General features: G+C 48.1%; 14 protein-coding genes. 7 read left to right on the top strand and 7 right to left on the bottom strand.

What is annotated here, in order from left to right; genetic code table 11:
* Nucleotides 1-2 precede the first annotated feature (2 nt).
* The gene (locus tag AM1_RS18450) at nucleotides 3-2591 is read right to left on the bottom strand and encodes an EAL domain-containing protein (RefSeq protein WP_012164402.1); all 2589 of its coding nucleotides are present in this window, start codon (nucleotides 2589-2591) and stop codon (nucleotides 3-5) included.
* A 514-nt stretch (nucleotides 2592-3105) separates the two neighbouring features.
* Between AM1_RS18450 and AM1_RS18440 the strand changes: the two genes are divergently transcribed.
* A complete protein-coding gene (locus AM1_RS18440) occupies nucleotides 3106-4083 on the top strand; it encodes a class I SAM-dependent methyltransferase (protein WP_012164401.1) in 978 nt (325 codons plus the stop codon).
* On the opposite strand, the gene cysS is transcribed toward AM1_RS18440, so the two are convergent.
* Entirely contained in the window at nucleotides 4061-5575 is a 1515-nt protein-coding gene (gene cysS / locus AM1_RS18435) for a cysteine--tRNA ligase (RefSeq protein ID WP_012164400.1), read from the bottom strand. The two genes, AM1_RS18440 and cysS, sit on opposite strands and share 23 nt — an antisense overlap.
* A 187-nt stretch (nucleotides 5576-5762) precedes the next feature.
* Here cysS and coaD point away from each other — a divergent pair, with 187 nt between their 5' ends.
* Genes coaD through AM1_RS18420 form a run of 3 tightly spaced genes read left to right on the top strand, consistent with a single transcriptional unit; the run spans nucleotide 5763 to nucleotide 7247 of the window.
* Nucleotides 5763-6293: a pantetheine-phosphate adenylyltransferase gene (gene coaD / locus AM1_RS18430; protein WP_012164399.1), complete on the top strand. Its 531-nt coding sequence runs from the start codon at nucleotides 5763-5765 to the stop codon at nucleotides 6291-6293.
* Complete coding sequence (locus AM1_RS18425; RefSeq protein WP_071819953.1) at nucleotides 6224-6865, top strand: hypothetical protein; 642 nt, start codon at nucleotides 6224-6226, stop codon at nucleotides 6863-6865. The genes coaD and AM1_RS18425 overlap by 70 nt, the downstream gene beginning before the upstream one ends.
* A 49-nt stretch (nucleotides 6866-6914) precedes the next feature.
* On the top strand, nucleotides 6915-7247 hold the full coding sequence (locus tag AM1_RS18420) for a hypothetical protein (RefSeq protein WP_010472909.1): 333 nt from the start codon (nucleotides 6915-6917) through the stop codon (nucleotides 7245-7247).
* A 128-nt stretch (nucleotides 7248-7375) separates the two neighbouring features.
* On the opposite strand, the gene rpsN is transcribed toward AM1_RS18420, so the two are convergent.
* The 4 genes from rpsN to AM1_RS42210 all read right to left on the bottom strand — a co-directional run bounded on the left by rpsN (nucleotide 7376) and on the right by AM1_RS42210 (nucleotide 9780).
* Nucleotides 7376-7678, bottom strand: a complete 303-nt coding sequence (gene rpsN / locus AM1_RS18415) for a 30S ribosomal protein S14 (protein WP_012164397.1) — start codon at nucleotides 7676-7678, stop codon at nucleotides 7376-7378.
* Between the two features lie 78 nt (nucleotides 7679-7756).
* The gene (gene nth, locus AM1_RS18410; RefSeq protein WP_012164396.1) at nucleotides 7757-8431 is read right to left on the bottom strand and encodes an endonuclease III; all 675 of its coding nucleotides are present in this window, start codon (nucleotides 8429-8431) and stop codon (nucleotides 7757-7759) included.
* A gap of 3 nt (nucleotides 8432-8434) precedes the next feature.
* Entirely contained in the window at nucleotides 8435-9523 is a 1089-nt protein-coding gene (gene rseP / locus AM1_RS18405; protein WP_012164395.1) for an RIP metalloprotease RseP, read from the bottom strand.
* Nucleotides 9524-9606: 83 nt separating this feature from the next.
* Nucleotides 9607-9780, bottom strand: coding sequence for a hypothetical protein (locus AM1_RS42210; protein WP_187152890.1), 174 nt, complete (start codon nucleotides 9778-9780; stop codon nucleotides 9607-9609).
* Here AM1_RS42210 and AM1_RS18400 point away from each other — a divergent pair.
* The 3 genes from AM1_RS18400 to AM1_RS18390 all read left to right on the top strand — a co-directional run bounded on the left by AM1_RS18400 (nucleotide 9771) and on the right by AM1_RS18390 (nucleotide 12666).
* Nucleotides 9771-11249 (top strand): sensor histidine kinase, encoded by a 1479-nt coding sequence (locus AM1_RS18400; RefSeq protein WP_012164393.1) that lies wholly within the window; start codon nucleotides 9771-9773, stop codon nucleotides 11247-11249. The genes AM1_RS42210 and AM1_RS18400 overlap by 10 nt on opposite strands.
* 83 nt (nucleotides 11250-11332) lie before the next feature.
* Entirely contained in the window at nucleotides 11333-11878 is a 546-nt protein-coding gene (locus AM1_RS18395; protein ID WP_012164392.1) for a GIY-YIG nuclease family protein, read from the top strand.
* Nucleotides 11879-11967: 89 nt separating this feature from the next.
* A complete protein-coding gene (locus AM1_RS18390; RefSeq protein WP_012164391.1) occupies nucleotides 11968-12666 on the top strand; it encodes a uracil-DNA glycosylase in 699 nt (232 codons plus the stop codon).
* A 72-nt stretch (nucleotides 12667-12738) separates the two neighbouring features.
* Here the strand turns inward: AM1_RS18390 and hmpF are convergent, their stop codons facing one another.
* Complete coding sequence (gene hmpF / locus AM1_RS18385) at nucleotides 12739-14394, bottom strand: pilus motility taxis protein HmpF (RefSeq protein ID WP_012164390.1); 1656 nt, start codon at nucleotides 14392-14394, stop codon at nucleotides 12739-12741.
* Nucleotides 14395-14582 lie beyond the last annotated feature (188 nt).

Genomic DNA, 14582 nt, shown 5'->3' with positions numbered 1-14582 from the left:
GGCTAATTGCAATAGTTGAGAAGGAAGTCCTCCATGCCCACTGTATCCGTAGGTTCTGAGAATAAATAGCCTTGGGCATATTCACAATTCATTTGGGTCAGTTCTTCGGCTTGCTCCTCTAGCTCTACGCCTTCCGCCACCACATCCATATGAAGGTTATGGGCTAGGTTGACAATAGTTCTGACAATCTCAAATCCTTCTTCAGAACTCATGCGCCCCACAAAGGAGCGATCAATTTTAAGGGTATCCACTGGGAACGCATTCAGATAATTCAAGGAAGAATAGCCAGTGCCAAAGTCATCAATGCCCAGTTTGATGCCCAAGGTCTTAATAGCATCCAGCTTATCGGCCACATCTGAGGCATGATCCATGAGCACCCCTTCGGTAATCTCTAGCTTAAGACGGTGACAGGGTAAATTCGTGTCCTCGAGAACGGCATGAATATCGTTGACAAAGTTGGGTTGAGAAAATTGCCGACTCGAAATATTGACATTGAGCTGTAAATCCGTGGCCAAGCTGTAATGCTGTTGCCACAGCTGCATTTGACGACAGGCTTGGGCCAATACCCACCCGCCTAAGGGAATAATCAGACCGGCCTCTTCCGCCATCGGTACAAACTCCGACGGCAAGATTAAGCCCCGTTCTGGATGATGCCAACGCACCAAGGCCTCTAGCCCCACTAGGTTTTGGGTATCTAAGGACACAATTGGTTGATAGAACAGCTGAAACTCTTGCCGATCAATGGCTCGCCGCAGATCATTTTCGAGTTGAGAGAGGGCCAGCACTTGCGATCGCATGCTGCTACTAAAGATTTCGTACCGATTTTTACCAAGGTTTTTGGCCCGGTACATGGCGGTATCCGCATCTCGCAGCAATTCTTCCGCATGTTGGTATTCAGGGCTGCTCAGGGCAATCCCGATACTAGTGCCCGTAAAAATCTCATGGCCCTCAATGCTAAAAGCCTGCTTTAACTGCTGTTGGATTCGCTCAGCGGTCTGGAGAACATGCTCCATATTCTGGATGGTGTTCAACAAAATCACAAATTCATCCCCGCCAATGCGAGCAACGGTATCTTGGTCGCGCAGGCAAAATTGCAGTCGATTCCCCACTTCGATTAACAGCCGATCGCCAATCATATGGCCCAGACTATCGTTGATAATTTTGAACCGATCTAAGTCCAAAAATAAAGTGGCAAACTGATCCTCAGGGTGGCGCTGATATTGCTTAATGGCCTGGGTGAGGCGATCCATGAATAATACCCGATTGGGTAAGCAGGTTAAGGCATCATGGAGGGCATCGTGCACCAACTGCTCTCGGGCTAAGTGATATTCCGTGATGTCCGTCTGGGAACCCGCAATGCGGTAAGGCTGCTGATCCGTATCTCTCAAGGCCATACCCCGACTGCGGAACCAGCGATATTCTCCATTTTTATGACGCAGGCGAAATTCACTTTGAAAGTGATTCGTTTCACCCTTGAGATGCATCGATAATTCTTGCTTGAGCCGATCCCGATCGCTGGGGTGAAGCCGATCAAGCCATTCTTCGCAGCGATCGCTAATTTCATCTTCTTCATAGCCAATCATCGCTTTCCAGCGGGGGGAAAAATACACCCGATTGGATCGCAAGTGCCAGTCCCAGAGTCCATCATTAGCCCCTCGAGCCGCTGCGGCATAGCGTTCTTCGCTTTCTCGGAGAATTTGTTCGGCCCGTTTACGCTGGGTAATATCGACCAGATAACTGCGAATCACCTGACTTTCCGGCATGCAGTGAATAGACTGTTCGAAGACGCGATCGCAAACATGTACTTCCCGCACAAAGTAGGTATTGTGCGCTTTCTTGACCTCAGATAAAAACCCCTGCAACAGCGGATGCTGATCGGACTCTAAAATATCTGGAAATTGAGCCACCGCTGCCGGATTAATGTAAGTGATGCTGCCGCTAAAATCTGTTTCAATGATGGGATGGGGCATTAACTCCGGAAAAGAGGAGAGACGAACCAGGGCCGCTTCTCCCAAATTGCGTAATTCTGTATCGGAGGGCAGGAGGGTCTGAGTACTGAGGGACGAAGGACTAGGCGGATCTAAAGAGTTGACAGCAAGCAAGTCATCGAGCTCATACTCTTCGGGGAACCCCGTGACTAAGTGATAGGTGGCTTGAATATCCTCGCCAAAAGAGATGATTTCCTGATCTTTGAGATCATGAGAAAAGCGGCGCTTCCCGTTAATCCATAAGCCATTACGGCTACGCCGCCCTTGAATATTGCCATCAATAATACGAAAGAAATGATTGCCCGTCTTCGGTTCATGAATCCGTAGCAATAGCGCATGTTGGCGGGAGACGGTGCCCATATTCAACACAATGGAATTAGCGGGATGGCGTCCAATAGAATAGGTGGCCGCTTCTAAGACGACGGTTTGCTGATGGTCGCTGGTTTTGATCACCAGCAGATGATGGGCGCGACTGACTCTTTTCCCAGGAGAACCCGAACCAGACTGTCCGGCTTGGGGAGGATGACTACGAGCTTCTCTAAGCGTAGGGGATGTGATATCTCCTGGAATCACATTCACACCGAGCTGAGTGGTATCTTGCACAAGCGTTCTGGCAGGTATCAGTAACAGCGAGAAAACGAGAATTTATGAAATGGGGATAGTCAAGGCAAGACGGTCGCCAGATTCAAGAATTTACAAGCGATTTTACGCTTATATTCTTCTATACATGCCTGATTTTACGATTTTTCACTAATCGTGATAATACCGGACTTAACAGCAAGAATAAATTCTCCATCTTTCTTTTCGGGAAACTCAAGAAATAGGAGAACTAGGACAGTGCCAAAATGTCATCAGGTCGATTTGGAAGTTTATAAAAATGATTCTAACCTCATATTTTTGGGAGTGTTGAATCATTTACATTGGGGAAGGGCTAATACAGATCATTCCCAGATCATCGCCAAAAAAATCATTTTTCCGTTTGAACAAAAAAATCTCAGTGATCTTAAGGGATTCACTTCATCTCGGTGCCATCCCATCAGCACCTGATCCCAGATATCTATAAATGGGGGACACTCCCCTTTTACAATAAAAGTCCAAGCCCTCTGCATTTCTTGATATGACTCTGAAGCTTAAGCCGGACTGGGCAGGAGAAGATTGGCTCTCGAAATTAGTCAATCTCCTGATTCAGACCAAGCCCATTTATGCCGTCATGAAACGGCAAGCCCGCCAGGTGCTGATTAAGACAGCCGAGAAGAATGGGGTGCCTTGGCGCCAAAACTACCAAACATTAGCCACCTCCAATACCCAAGATTTCTTTGACCGGACGAACAATCCGAATTTGGTCTATCCCGACTATTATCAAGTGCCTTTCCATGCCTATGAACACGGTAATTTATGCTGGCCTGCTGCTTTTGAAGCCGAATCCGCAACCTATGCCATGGCATTACGGGTTTGGCCCCAAGAAGATCTGACCTGGGAAATGGCCCAAGACCGTTTACGGGCTAGTTTTCATCAAGTCCTGGCCGACTATGGTCCGGCCCAAGTGACCCATATTTTGGATATGGGCTGTTCAGTAGGGATTTCATCCTTTGCCCTCCATCGCTACTATCAGTCCACTCAAGCTCATCCAGTCCATACCACTGGCCTAGATCTCTCTCCCTATATGCTGGCGATTGCCCACAAACGGGATGTGAACCAGGAAATCACTTGGCACCATGGAAAAGCAGAAGAGACGGGGCTACCCGATTCTGCATTGGATCTGGTGACCCTCCAATTTGTGATTCACGAACTGCCCCGAGAGATAACCCAGCAAATTTTTGCAGAGGCACTGCGAATTCTGAGGCCAGGGGGATGCATAGCCCTCGTCGACAACAACCCCAAATCTCCCGTGATCCAAAATTTACCGCCTGCGCTATTCACCTTGATGAAAAGCACAGAGCCTTGGAGTGATGACTACTACACCTTTGATGTAGAGTCTGCGTTAACAGCAGCTGGCTTTGAACATACTGTCACCACGGCAAGCGATCCACGCCACCGCACCATCATTGGCACGAAGCCTCAAGAAGAAGGGTTTATTCCCGCAACCACCGAGTGACCCCACCAGCCTGATCGATTAGGGTAATGCCTTCTGCTTTGAGCTGATCTCGAATTCGATCGCTTTCGGCATAGTTCTTAGCCTGGCGAGCCGCCTGTCGCTCCTCAATCAAGGCTTCAATCGCTTGCTCACTGAGGCCATCTTCCGAATCTGTGGAGGCTGCATCAGAGTCAGGTTGAGCCTCCAGGCCCAATACCTGGGCTAAGCAGACTAAAGTTTGCCACTGCTCTCGAAGCTGTTCACTCGTGGTAGACGTTTCGCCTTGATGACTGAGAATATTACCGGCTTTGCGTAAATCCTTAGCCAGTTCGAATAAGACAACTAATCCACTGGGCGAATTAAAGTCATCATCCATGGCGAGTTGAAACCGCTGAACCGCAACATTCGGATCTGGAATTCGCATATTGGCGGGATTGCCAAAATCTGGATCGGTATAGTCTGACCATTGCAGTTGAGCCCCGTAGTCATAGCCAAACAGCAGCCCCTCTTTCAGAGTTTGCCAACTTTGCTGCGCGGCTGCGATCGCATCATCGGTAAAATCAATCGGCTTGCGATACTGGGCTTGCAAAACAAACAGTCTTAAAGCCATAGGATGCAGGGTTTTCCCTGCCAAAATCGGCAAGGGTGTATCCAAAAGCTGGCGAATGGTCGTGAAGTTCCCCAGGGACTTAGACATCTTTTCCCCGCCAACATTCACAAACCCGTTATGCATCCAGTAGCGGGCTAGTCGGGGGGTTAAACCCGCTTCCGATTGGGCAATCTCATTCTCATGGTGGGGAAAAACTAAATCTGAGCCCCCCGCATGGATATCAATTTCAGCACCTAAGCATTGATTCACCATGGCCGAGCACTCAATATGCCATCCGGGACGCCCAGGTCCCCAGGGAGAGTCCCAGCTCGGTTCGCCAGGTTTAGTGGCTTTCCACAGAGCGAAATCTAGGGGATGGCGTTTCTTTTGCTCAGCGGGTTCAAGCTGTTCGACGCGACCGCTGGCCCCTGCTTCCATCTGATCGAGCAATCGTCCAGAGAGTTTTCCATAACCTGGAAACCTTTCAACGGCAAAGTAGACATCGCCTTGGGCAGCATAAGCCACCCCCCTTGTTTCGAGGTCTCGGATCAGATTAATGATGGCCGGTATCGATTCAGTGGCTTTGGGATAAGCATCGGCTGCCAAGATATTGAGGCGAGCCATATCTGCTTCATAGGCCTGGATAAAGGTCTGGGTTACAGCCTGCCAATCTTGCCCTGTCTCTGCCGCCCGCTTGAGAATCTTATCGTCAATATCCGTGTAGTTCTGCACATAGGTAACGTCATATCCCCGCCACTGCAGATACCGCCGAACAATATCCCAAACAATATAAGACCGAGCATGGCCCAAATGACAATAGTCATAGACCGTCACCCCACAGCAGTAGAACTGCACTTTGCCAGCTTCGAGGGTTGTAAACGGCTCTTTGGTCCGACTCAGGGTGTTGTAAATTTGCAGGGGCATGATCAAGACACTTTCAAACTACAAAATAGACTCAAAGAATACAGGGAGAGAAAAGCAAGAACTAGAGACCCACAAGTCTTTAGATTAATTAGGCGCAAATGAGAAAAAACATTAGCATTTTTTTTGTTTTTAGGATCTCAAAGTTGGAGAGATTAGACTATAATCGCCTCAACCAAGCACCCAAAATATGATTGCAGTCTATCCTGGCAGTTTTGACCCCATTACTTTAGGGCATCTCGATATTATTGAACGAGGATGCAACTTGTTTGGATCAGTCATTGTTGCCGTAGCTCGCAATCCCAACAAAGCGCCTTTGTTTTCGGTTCAACAACGCATTCAGCAAATTCAAACCTGTACCCAGCACCTTGCCAACTTAGAGCTTGACACATTTGATACACTAACAGTGACTTATACGCAAAAGCGGCAAGCGCAAGTGTTGTTGCGGGGGTTGAGGGCGTTGTCCGATTTTGAGTATGAGCTACAAATGGCTCATACCAACCACAGCTTATCTCCCCATATCGAAACTGTGTTTCTGGCCACCTCCAACGAATATAGCTTTCTCAGCAGTAGCTTAGTCAAAGAGATTGCCAAGTTTGGTGGATCAGTTGCTCATCTTGTCCCTGAAAACGTTGCCATTGAGTTAGAAGAATGCTTCACCAAGACTCCACCTTCAGTGTCGATACCACCGCCAACGGCACCGAGTACGCCCACGGACTAGCGGCTCATCAATCCCAAGGATTGGAATTGCAGCAACAGCTGCAGCGCCTAGAAGAAATTATTGTCCTAGACGGCTTAAAGATGCCGTTAACCCGTCGCACTGTGGTGGACGAAGAACAGCTTTTATCTCAGCTTTTAGCCGTAGAACGAAGCATTCCAGATACCATTCGATCGGCCGAGAATATCTTGCAAAACAAAGAAGATATTATCAATCGGGCTAACCAATATGCCGAGGAGCTGATCCAATCCGCTGAACAGCGGGCTGCCCAAATCGCGGATGAACTCACGATTATCCAGCAGGCTGAAATGGAAGCTCAGCATTTGCGTAAACAAGTGCAGGGTGAAATTGAGACCATGCGTCAGCGTAATATCTCAGAAGTAGAGCGGGTTAGACGCCAAACTCAGCAAGAAATTGAGGCCATGCGCCAAGCGGCCCAAGCCGAATGTGAGCAAATCCAGCTAGAAGCCGATCGGTATGCAGAGCAAGTACTTAGAGAACTCGAAGATCGACTCGGACATATGACGCGCGTTATTCAAAATGGTCGCTCTCATTTGCAGAGTTCCGCCTCATAATGGGCAAAATTGCTTATATTGAATACAAGCAGCAATTTAGCCAACCATCATGATTGAGCCCATCCCCGCCGTAACTTTACCGCCCTGTAGCAGCCCAGAACAAGAAGCTGAATGGTTACGCCAGGCTTTGCATACATGGCTCGACCGGGAGTTTCTGCCGGAAATTGTCAATGACAAAATCGCGGAACGAGCGTCTTCCGTTTACTTACGACAGCGGATGGAAGGCGAAAATGATGTGGGTTGCTTGCTAATCGCGATTCTGACTGAGATGCAAGGATTTGATTTTTCCAAAAGCTTTTACAGTGAGTTTGCCGTAGCCAATGCAGTCAGCGATCTGCTCCTCAATAGTTTAGGCATTGATACCTGCTGCGGACAATCCTAATCAGCACCATCCTCCAGTCTGGCAAGCAGGTATGGCTGGCCATCGTTTATCCATAATCTGAACAAGCCAAAACAGCTCCCCTGCAACTATAGAGAAGCTGTGACTTAAGTATTGTAGATAGAAGAGTACTACCAGCTAGACTTAGTGACACCTGGCAATAAACCTTCGTGGGCCATTTCCCGTAATACATGTCGGGATAAGCCAAAATCTCGGTAATAGCCCCGAGACCGCCCAGTGACCCAGCAACGATTGCGCAAGCGAGTTGGCGCGCTATTCCGAGGTAGACGTTGAAGCTGTCGGTGCAGATCCATCCGCTCTTGCTGAGAGGAGGCTTGAGAAATTTGTTCGAGTAGCGCTTGGCGCTTGTGAGCGTATTTAGCGACGAGTCTTTGTCGCTTTTTCTCGCGCTCAACCATGCCTTTTTTAGCCATGAAGTTGTGGGATGTCCAATCAAAAATTTAAACAGTATTTTCTATCTTAACGAATCTTGTCCTTTTTTTCGAAAGATTTCACTGACTTTTGGCAGAGCGAGCTGGGGTAACCTTACCCGCTGACGGACAGAGATCCGTCAAAGAACAGCGATCGCAAGTGGGTTTCCGAGCACTACAAACAGCTCGGCCATGATAAATCAGGCGAATCGACCAGTTTTCCCAGTCTTCCTGGGGTAACAGCTTCATCAAATCCTGCTCAATTTTGACGGGATCTTGATGACGAGTCAGCCCCAACCGATTGCTTAAGCGCTTGACATGAGTATCTACGGTGACCCCCATATTAATGCCATAACCATGGGCTAGGACAACATTAGCGGTCTTGCGGGCCACTCCAGGTAGGGTTAACAAAAGATCCATTTGATTCGGAACCTGGCCGTCAAAGTCCCTGACAATCTTTTGGCAAGCCCCTTGAATATGCTTGGCTTTGTTGCGATAAAACCCTGTTGAGCGAATGAGCGTCTCTAGTGCATCCCGATCCGCTTCGGCGAAGGCAAGGGCATCTGGATAGGCTTCAAACAGGGCTGGGGTCACTTGATTCACCCGCTCATCCGTACACTGAGCCGACAGAATTGTCGCCACCAGGAGCTGAACCGGTGTTTCATAGGTCAAGCTACAGGTTGCCTCTGGATAGAGCTGTTTAAGGCGATCGAGTAATTCTAATGCCTTTACTTTTTTGGCAGCAGGTCGGGGCATAGCCTAAGTCATCAGTTTGGCGGTATCCAGAACAATCATAAATACCCCCAGCCCCAACAAGAGAAAGAGGCTAACCTGCATGACACCTTCTTGAATCTTGTTAGGCAATGGCTTCCCTCGGAGTCCTTCCAGGAGTAAGAACGCTAATTGGCCACCATCTAACGCCGGTAGCGGCAGGATATTGATAAAAGCCAAGTTGACGCTAATGACTGCGGCAAACTGGAACAGGCTGCTCATATCCGTTCGCGCCATATCAGCACCAATGGCAACAATACCCACAGGACCTGCAACTTGGCTGGCGGATTCTCTAAAATTACCCACCAATTCACTAAGGGTATGAGCCATAAAGCCCACAATTTTCTGAAATTCTTGGGCCGCAGTACCAAACAACTCGCCGACATGTTGAATCGGACGACGCACTAAACGACCATTGGGAGCGAGCTGAACCCCAATACGAGCTAAGCCCTCATCCGTTCTTTCAGGAATAATGCTGATGTCTAGCTCTTGGTCTTGCCGTTTAATATGCAACTGAATGGGCTGACCATCGTTGTCTTGGATGGATTTCATCAGGGAATCCCGAGCCGCTTCTGCTTGGCCTAGGGGCTGTCCATCAACGGCGAGGACAATGTCTCTCGATTGGATACCTGCATTAGCAGCCACAGAACTCACATCCGTTGCCACTTGAGCAATTAACACCCCTGGCTGGTACTGGACACCACCGGGAACCCCAACAATGCCAACTTCTGCAACCAGGAGCACATAGGCCAAAATCATGTTGGCAATCACCCCGGCACTGATGACAATGGCCCGGTCTAACACGGGTCGATTGCGCATCAAGTCTGGGTCGGTCAAGGGAATCGAACTCTCGGGATCTTCATCTGGGAATCCGACGTACCCCCCCAAGGGAATACTCCGCAAAGCATACTCAGTTTGCTCACCCTGGTATTTCCATAAGACCGGACCAAAACCAATGGAAAAGCGATTTACATGGATTCCTTGCAGTCTCGCAGCAAGAAAGTGACCTAATTCATGGACAGCAATCAGCAGTCCTAGAATACCGATCATGATGAAAATTCCAGCAAAGGGAGGCATGGATGCACCTTAATATCGCGGCTCTAATCCAATCATAGGGGATTAGGTTTAACTATCTTAACGCTATTGATGGTCTCAGGTTGTCAGGGAGAACGCAGGCCATAATTCCAGTAAGATGCGAAACAAATAAGCAGGGACATTTCGCCAATAACGTTCGGTTCTACTGCTGGGGGAATGGGGGTAAAATCGCTATCTTCAAAGAAGTCGTATTTCAGCCATTGCACCAACAGGAGAGGCAGTTGCAACCGTGAATGCATGGGTATTGCCGACAATTAGCGAAGGGTTTCGGGAGAGCGAGCCAGACTTAGATTGGTGGGCTGAACCTCAATCCACTCAAGCTGAAACGGAATGGCATGCTGCGATTGGTACGCTCCTAGCCATGTTGCTGACGACCCAGGAAAAAAATATTAGCCAAACAGGGGGGAACCCGTCCAATCCTGACCGGCTTCAAGGTTTGATCTTGACGGGGCCGACGCCTCTGCTGAGCGATTTAGGCTTATTTGCCCATTTCCATACCTGGGCCTTAATCCCCACCAATGGAACTGCATTACAGTTGCCTCCCTGTGCTCGGACGAAGGCTGAATCACCTACTCAGTCTGCCCAGACGATTCCATTACTCCCCGCTGATCCACAATTAGCAGAACGATTTTGCCTAGTACTGACGGCTTCTTTTTGTTGGATAGCTACTTTAAAGTCCTCTGCCGAACAAGGGGCATGTTTTCAGTTCTCTTTTATTCCTGAAACGGTACATCAGGTGCTCCAGAGTGTACGGTCGCGTATTCAACTCACTCGACCGCATGAATTGGCAGCGTTTGATGCCCTATTACAACAGTGGCCAACGGTAGAGCCCCACTATCAAATTCCGCTGCAATTTAGTCGTCAACTATTGCATCACTACCGTCAAGTTGCAGCTATCTTGCCGGAACTTTCGCTCCACCGTGCGGCTAAACCCACAGCGATGAAAGCCAATGGGTTAGAGCAGGGGGAAGCAGTTGCAAAGACCAACGCTCATCAGAGAGGTCCAGAAGTTGATCTATTAAAAGCCTTGGCTCATGAGGTGCGAACGCCTCTGACCACCATTCAAACCTTTACTCAACTCTTGCTAAAACGCTCCGATTTACCTGCAGAAGTCTTAAAACGACTAGAAGCAATACGACGAGAATGCCATGAGCAAATTGATCGCTTTAGCTTAATTTTTAGGGCAATGGAGCTGACCACTGCCGAAACAACGCCTACCGTTCAGCTCATGTCTATTTCCGTTCAGGAGGTTTTAACCACGAATGTCCCTCGCTGGCAAAAGCAGGCCGATCGGCGCAGTCTCTCTTTTGAGTTAGATATGCCGGAGCAACTGCCTGCGATCGCAATTAGTGATCCCAATATGTTGGAACAGGTACTCACGGGCTTAATCGAGCAACTCAGCCATCGCTTGCCCATCGGTAGCCAAATGCAGTTACAAATTGCCCTAGCAGGCGATCAGCTCAAATTAGAGCTGCGTTCTGATCAAACTATGACGAATCCAGATTCAGCTGCTGACTTGCCCATGCTCAAAGCAATTGGTGATTTACTCATGCTGCAACCTGAAACCGGCAATTTGAGCTTGAGTTTACCGGTGACCAAGCAACTGTTCGAAATCTTAGGCGGGAAACTCACTGTCCGCCAAAATCAACAGCAAGGTGAAGTCTTGACAATCTTTTTGCCCCTAGGGACAGATAGTACTGCATACTAGGAATAACTCCAGAACTGGGGAACTGCCCTGAGTCTGACAAGATATTCCCCTAATAATGGAGCGGGTCGTATCGAAACTTGATTATGTCTGTAGAGAATCTCGTTACCCCCCTCGCCGACTTGGAAGCGATCCCCTATCTGGATGCTGGCGGGATGCTCCCCCAACAATTTGCTGGCAAAATTGGTGTCTATGCCATCTTTGGGGAAGATCAAAGCCTCCAATATGTGGGGTACTCAAGAGATACCTTTCTCAGCCTCAAACAGCACTTAATTCGTCAACCTCGTTTATGCTATTGGCTGAAAGTCCAAACCATTGATCGTCCCAACCGTACCCTACTGGAAGAAATACGGAGTACCTGGATTCAAGGCAATGATGCGCCAGTCCCTGGTAACAACAGCGATCAGAGCAAGTGGGAACAGGCCATTGACGTCAAAGCCGCAATGACCGATGAAGAACAGGCCCAACATCAAGACCCCGCTTTAGACGAGCGAAGCCAGCTCAAAGTTCTTAAAAATGCGGCTCGTCGTCTAGAAGCCGAAATCATGGAGATCCTCAACCAGCGTGGCTTACAAGAGCCTCTGCGTTTTAACCCTAAGTTGAAAGAGACGGGTTTGTTGGATTTGAAATAATATCTGTTATCCCTCCCCCAGCATTTGCTCATCACAGTTCCAGAGCTTCTTTTTTTGCAGAGATATCGCCCCTAATCCAGAGAAGTCTCATGCCTGACGGAGAACAAATCAGTTTATTTGATTGGCAAGGAACCGAAACCGTGTCAGAAGCGGTGACCCATGAAGAGATCTCTGCGAGTCCACAGGTTCCTATCCCTAAAGGGTTTTACCAAAATCTACAAGAGTTAACGACTCATTGCCAACAATGCCAGCGATGTGATTTAGCCCCCAGTCGCACCCATGTGGTCGTAAGCCGGGGAAACCCGGAAGCCCCCATTCTGATCATTGGTGAAGGCCCCGGTCAACATGAAGATGAAACTGGGTTACCATTCGTGGGCCGAGCCGGACAGTTACTAGACAAAATCTTGGCCTCTGTCAAACTCGATTCCCAAAACGATGTTTATATTTGCAATATTGTTAAATGCCGACCACCAGGCAATCGAACCCCGACGCCAGACGAGTCAGCAGCTTGTAAGCCATATCTGCTAGAACAGATCCGCCTTGTGAACCCCAAGATTATCTTACTGACAGGAGCAACAGCAGTACGGGGACTGACAGGAGATAAACGAGGCATTACCAAAATCCGTGGACAATGGTTAGCATGGCAAAACTATCTGTGCATGCCCATCTTGCATCCTGCCTACCTCCTTAGAAATCCCTCTCCTGAGCCTGGCAAACCCAAGTGGTTAATGTGGCAAGATATTCAAGCCGTCCGGGCGAAACTAGATGAGCTGCGGCAGATACCTTAAACATTTGGGAACTTGAACCCAACAACATTTCGGTAACCGATGAATAATCGGACCAAAGCCTTTTCAGCTGCTCTAGCTCCCTTGACCAATAGCCATAAAGACTTGCTTCAGTTCATTCAAGGTAGAGAAAGCTGGGTTGTCTTGCTGACCTTCTTGGCCTTTGAGGCTCTCGACAACGTCTTGAATCGGTTGTAATAAGCTCTCAGAGGTTTTGACCTTCCCCCACAACTCAGCCAAGACCGTTTTTTGGTTCTCTAGCTCTTGTTCTTGTTGTTTTAATGCATTGCGCTTATTATCTTGTTCTGCAGACGTCGCCTCTATCGTGTTACGAGTGACTTGTAGAGAAGCCTCAAGGTCACCCAGCTCTTGGTTTAACTTTTCTAGGGCTTGCTGCTGCTTTTCTTGCTCAGCTTTGGCTAAGTCTACAAGCGGGGCCAAGTCTAACGTGGCGGATTGATGAAATTTATTCTGTTGCGATCGCTTTCGCTGATACAAAATATCTTGATGGAAATAAAGAATGGCTTCACGCTCTTGTAACGTTTTGCGCTGACCTTCTAACGTTTCATCCAGTAAACGAAAATGCTGACGCTCATCTTCCAATTCACCGGTCAAGCTCAATTGATCATACTCGCTGGCATTTTGAATTTTTGCTTCTAACTCATCAATCGCTTCTTGTTGATATTTCAGTTCTTCCTCTTGATCATTCACAAAACTAGACAGTTTAACCAATTCTGTGTTGAGCTTCTCTACCGTAGCCTCCAGCTCCTCTAAAGGCATATCCCGAAGCTTGTGCACATCGGCTTGCTCACCAGCAGCACCCTGCATTTGAGTGAGAGTCTCATAGAGACTGCCTTGGGCTTGTAGCTGTTCGCTTAACCACCTTTTCTGTTCTTCTTTCAAGGTGAATGACTGCTCTTGCACCTTAAGTTCTAGCTTGGTTTGTGCCAAAGAATCTTCGGTTTGTTGCCATTCCCGCCAAGCAGCTTGTAGCTCAGACTGTTGTTGATCCAGCGTTGCTTGTTGTTGTTGAGCGTGAGAGCGATCCTGGTCAAGATTTTGCCAAGCTTCCTGTATCTGAGGATGTTGATTGAAACTCGCTAATGCATGATCTGGATTGGATGTCCCATTAACCAGGGATTGATCCAATTGTTCCAACAATTGCTCTATCTGCCGAACTTGTTCATCAGACAGACCTGCCTGTGCCTCATTTTGAGCATTTTGCAAACGTCCCCAGCCTTCCTCTAACTGCTGGCGATCTAGCTCCATCTGCTCTTTTAGCTGCAGGATCTGAGTACGCGTAGCTTCAAATTCTTGGCGTTGCTGCTCAATTTTTTGAGATTCAGCATCCCACTCCTGTATTTCCTCAGCTCGGGCTTCCATATCCACTTCACGCCGAGTGAGTTCTTGACTTTGGTAAATTAAAGATTGCTTCCACCCTTCAATCTCTTCTTCCTGAGTTTTAAATTTCTCACGCATGCGAGAGAAGCTTTTTAAGATACCGACTAGCTGCCTTGTTGCATCTTGAATACTTTTAAGCTGCTGATTGCCATCCATCTCAACCAAGACGAGGACGCCTGCGTTATAGTCGTTCGCAGCATCAGCTTGGAGCATTTCTTCGCCAGAGATAGGGCTCCAGTTATGCTCAGATTGCTTTTGGGCTAAAAGCTTTAGCTCTGTTTTGGCACCCATAAAGCCAGTTTTCTTGTGCACTTCAGCGAGATACAGCACACTTATCACCCTCAATTTCTACTTGCATCTGAGCCTAGTCAATATCCAAAGTTCAGCTTTCTAAATTTAGCGATCGATTGAACGTCATTCAACTCCTATTTAGTATAAAAGCTTAGCTTTTGAATCAATAGGGTTTTCCAAGCATTAAGCCTAACTTCTCCTCAAGATTAGCTAACTTCAAGATTTAA

The organism is Acaryochloris marina MBIC11017, assembly GCF_000018105.1.
GTDB classification, from domain to species: domain Bacteria; phylum Cyanobacteriota; class Cyanobacteriia; order Thermosynechococcales; family Thermosynechococcaceae; genus Acaryochloris; species Acaryochloris marina.
This window is presented reverse-complemented; position numbering and strand designations above follow the sequence as displayed.

What these genes read in the sequence shown, in the direction of transcription:
- coaD (WP_012164399.1), top strand. Translation starts at nt 5,763, where the DNA reads ATGATTGCAGTCTATCCTGGCAGTTTTGACCCCATTACTTTAGGGCAT.
- AM1_RS18395 (WP_012164392.1), top strand. Translation starts at nt 11,333, where the DNA reads ATGTCTGTAGAGAATCTCGTTACCCCCCTCGCCGACTTGGAAGCGATC.
- cysS (WP_012164400.1), bottom strand. Translation starts at nt 5,575, where the DNA reads ATGCCCCTGCAAATTTACAACACCCTGAGTCGGACCAAAGAGCCGTTT.
- AM1_RS18425 (WP_071819953.1), top strand. Translation starts at nt 6,224, where the DNA reads ATGCTTCACCAAGACTCCACCTTCAGTGTCGATACCACCGCCAACGGC.
- AM1_RS42210 (WP_187152890.1), bottom strand. Translation starts at nt 9,780, where the DNA reads ATGCATTCACGGTTGCAACTGCCTCTCCTGTTGGTGCAATGGCTGAAA.
- AM1_RS18420 (WP_010472909.1), top strand. Translation starts at nt 6,915, where the DNA reads ATGATTGAGCCCATCCCCGCCGTAACTTTACCGCCCTGTAGCAGCCCA.
- rpsN (WP_012164397.1), bottom strand. Translation starts at nt 7,678, where the DNA reads ATGGCTAAAAAAGGCATGGTTGAGCGCGAGAAAAAGCGACAAAGACTC.
- rseP (WP_012164395.1), bottom strand. Translation starts at nt 9,523, where the DNA reads ATGCCTCCCTTTGCTGGAATTTTCATCATGATCGGTATTCTAGGACTG.
- nth (WP_012164396.1), bottom strand. Translation starts at nt 8,431, where the DNA reads ATGCCCCGACCTGCTGCCAAAAAAGTAAAGGCATTAGAATTACTCGAT.
- AM1_RS18440 (WP_012164401.1), top strand. Translation starts at nt 3,106, where the DNA reads ATGACTCTGAAGCTTAAGCCGGACTGGGCAGGAGAAGATTGGCTCTCG.
- AM1_RS18390 (WP_012164391.1), top strand. Translation starts at nt 11,968, where the DNA reads ATGCCTGACGGAGAACAAATCAGTTTATTTGATTGGCAAGGAACCGAA.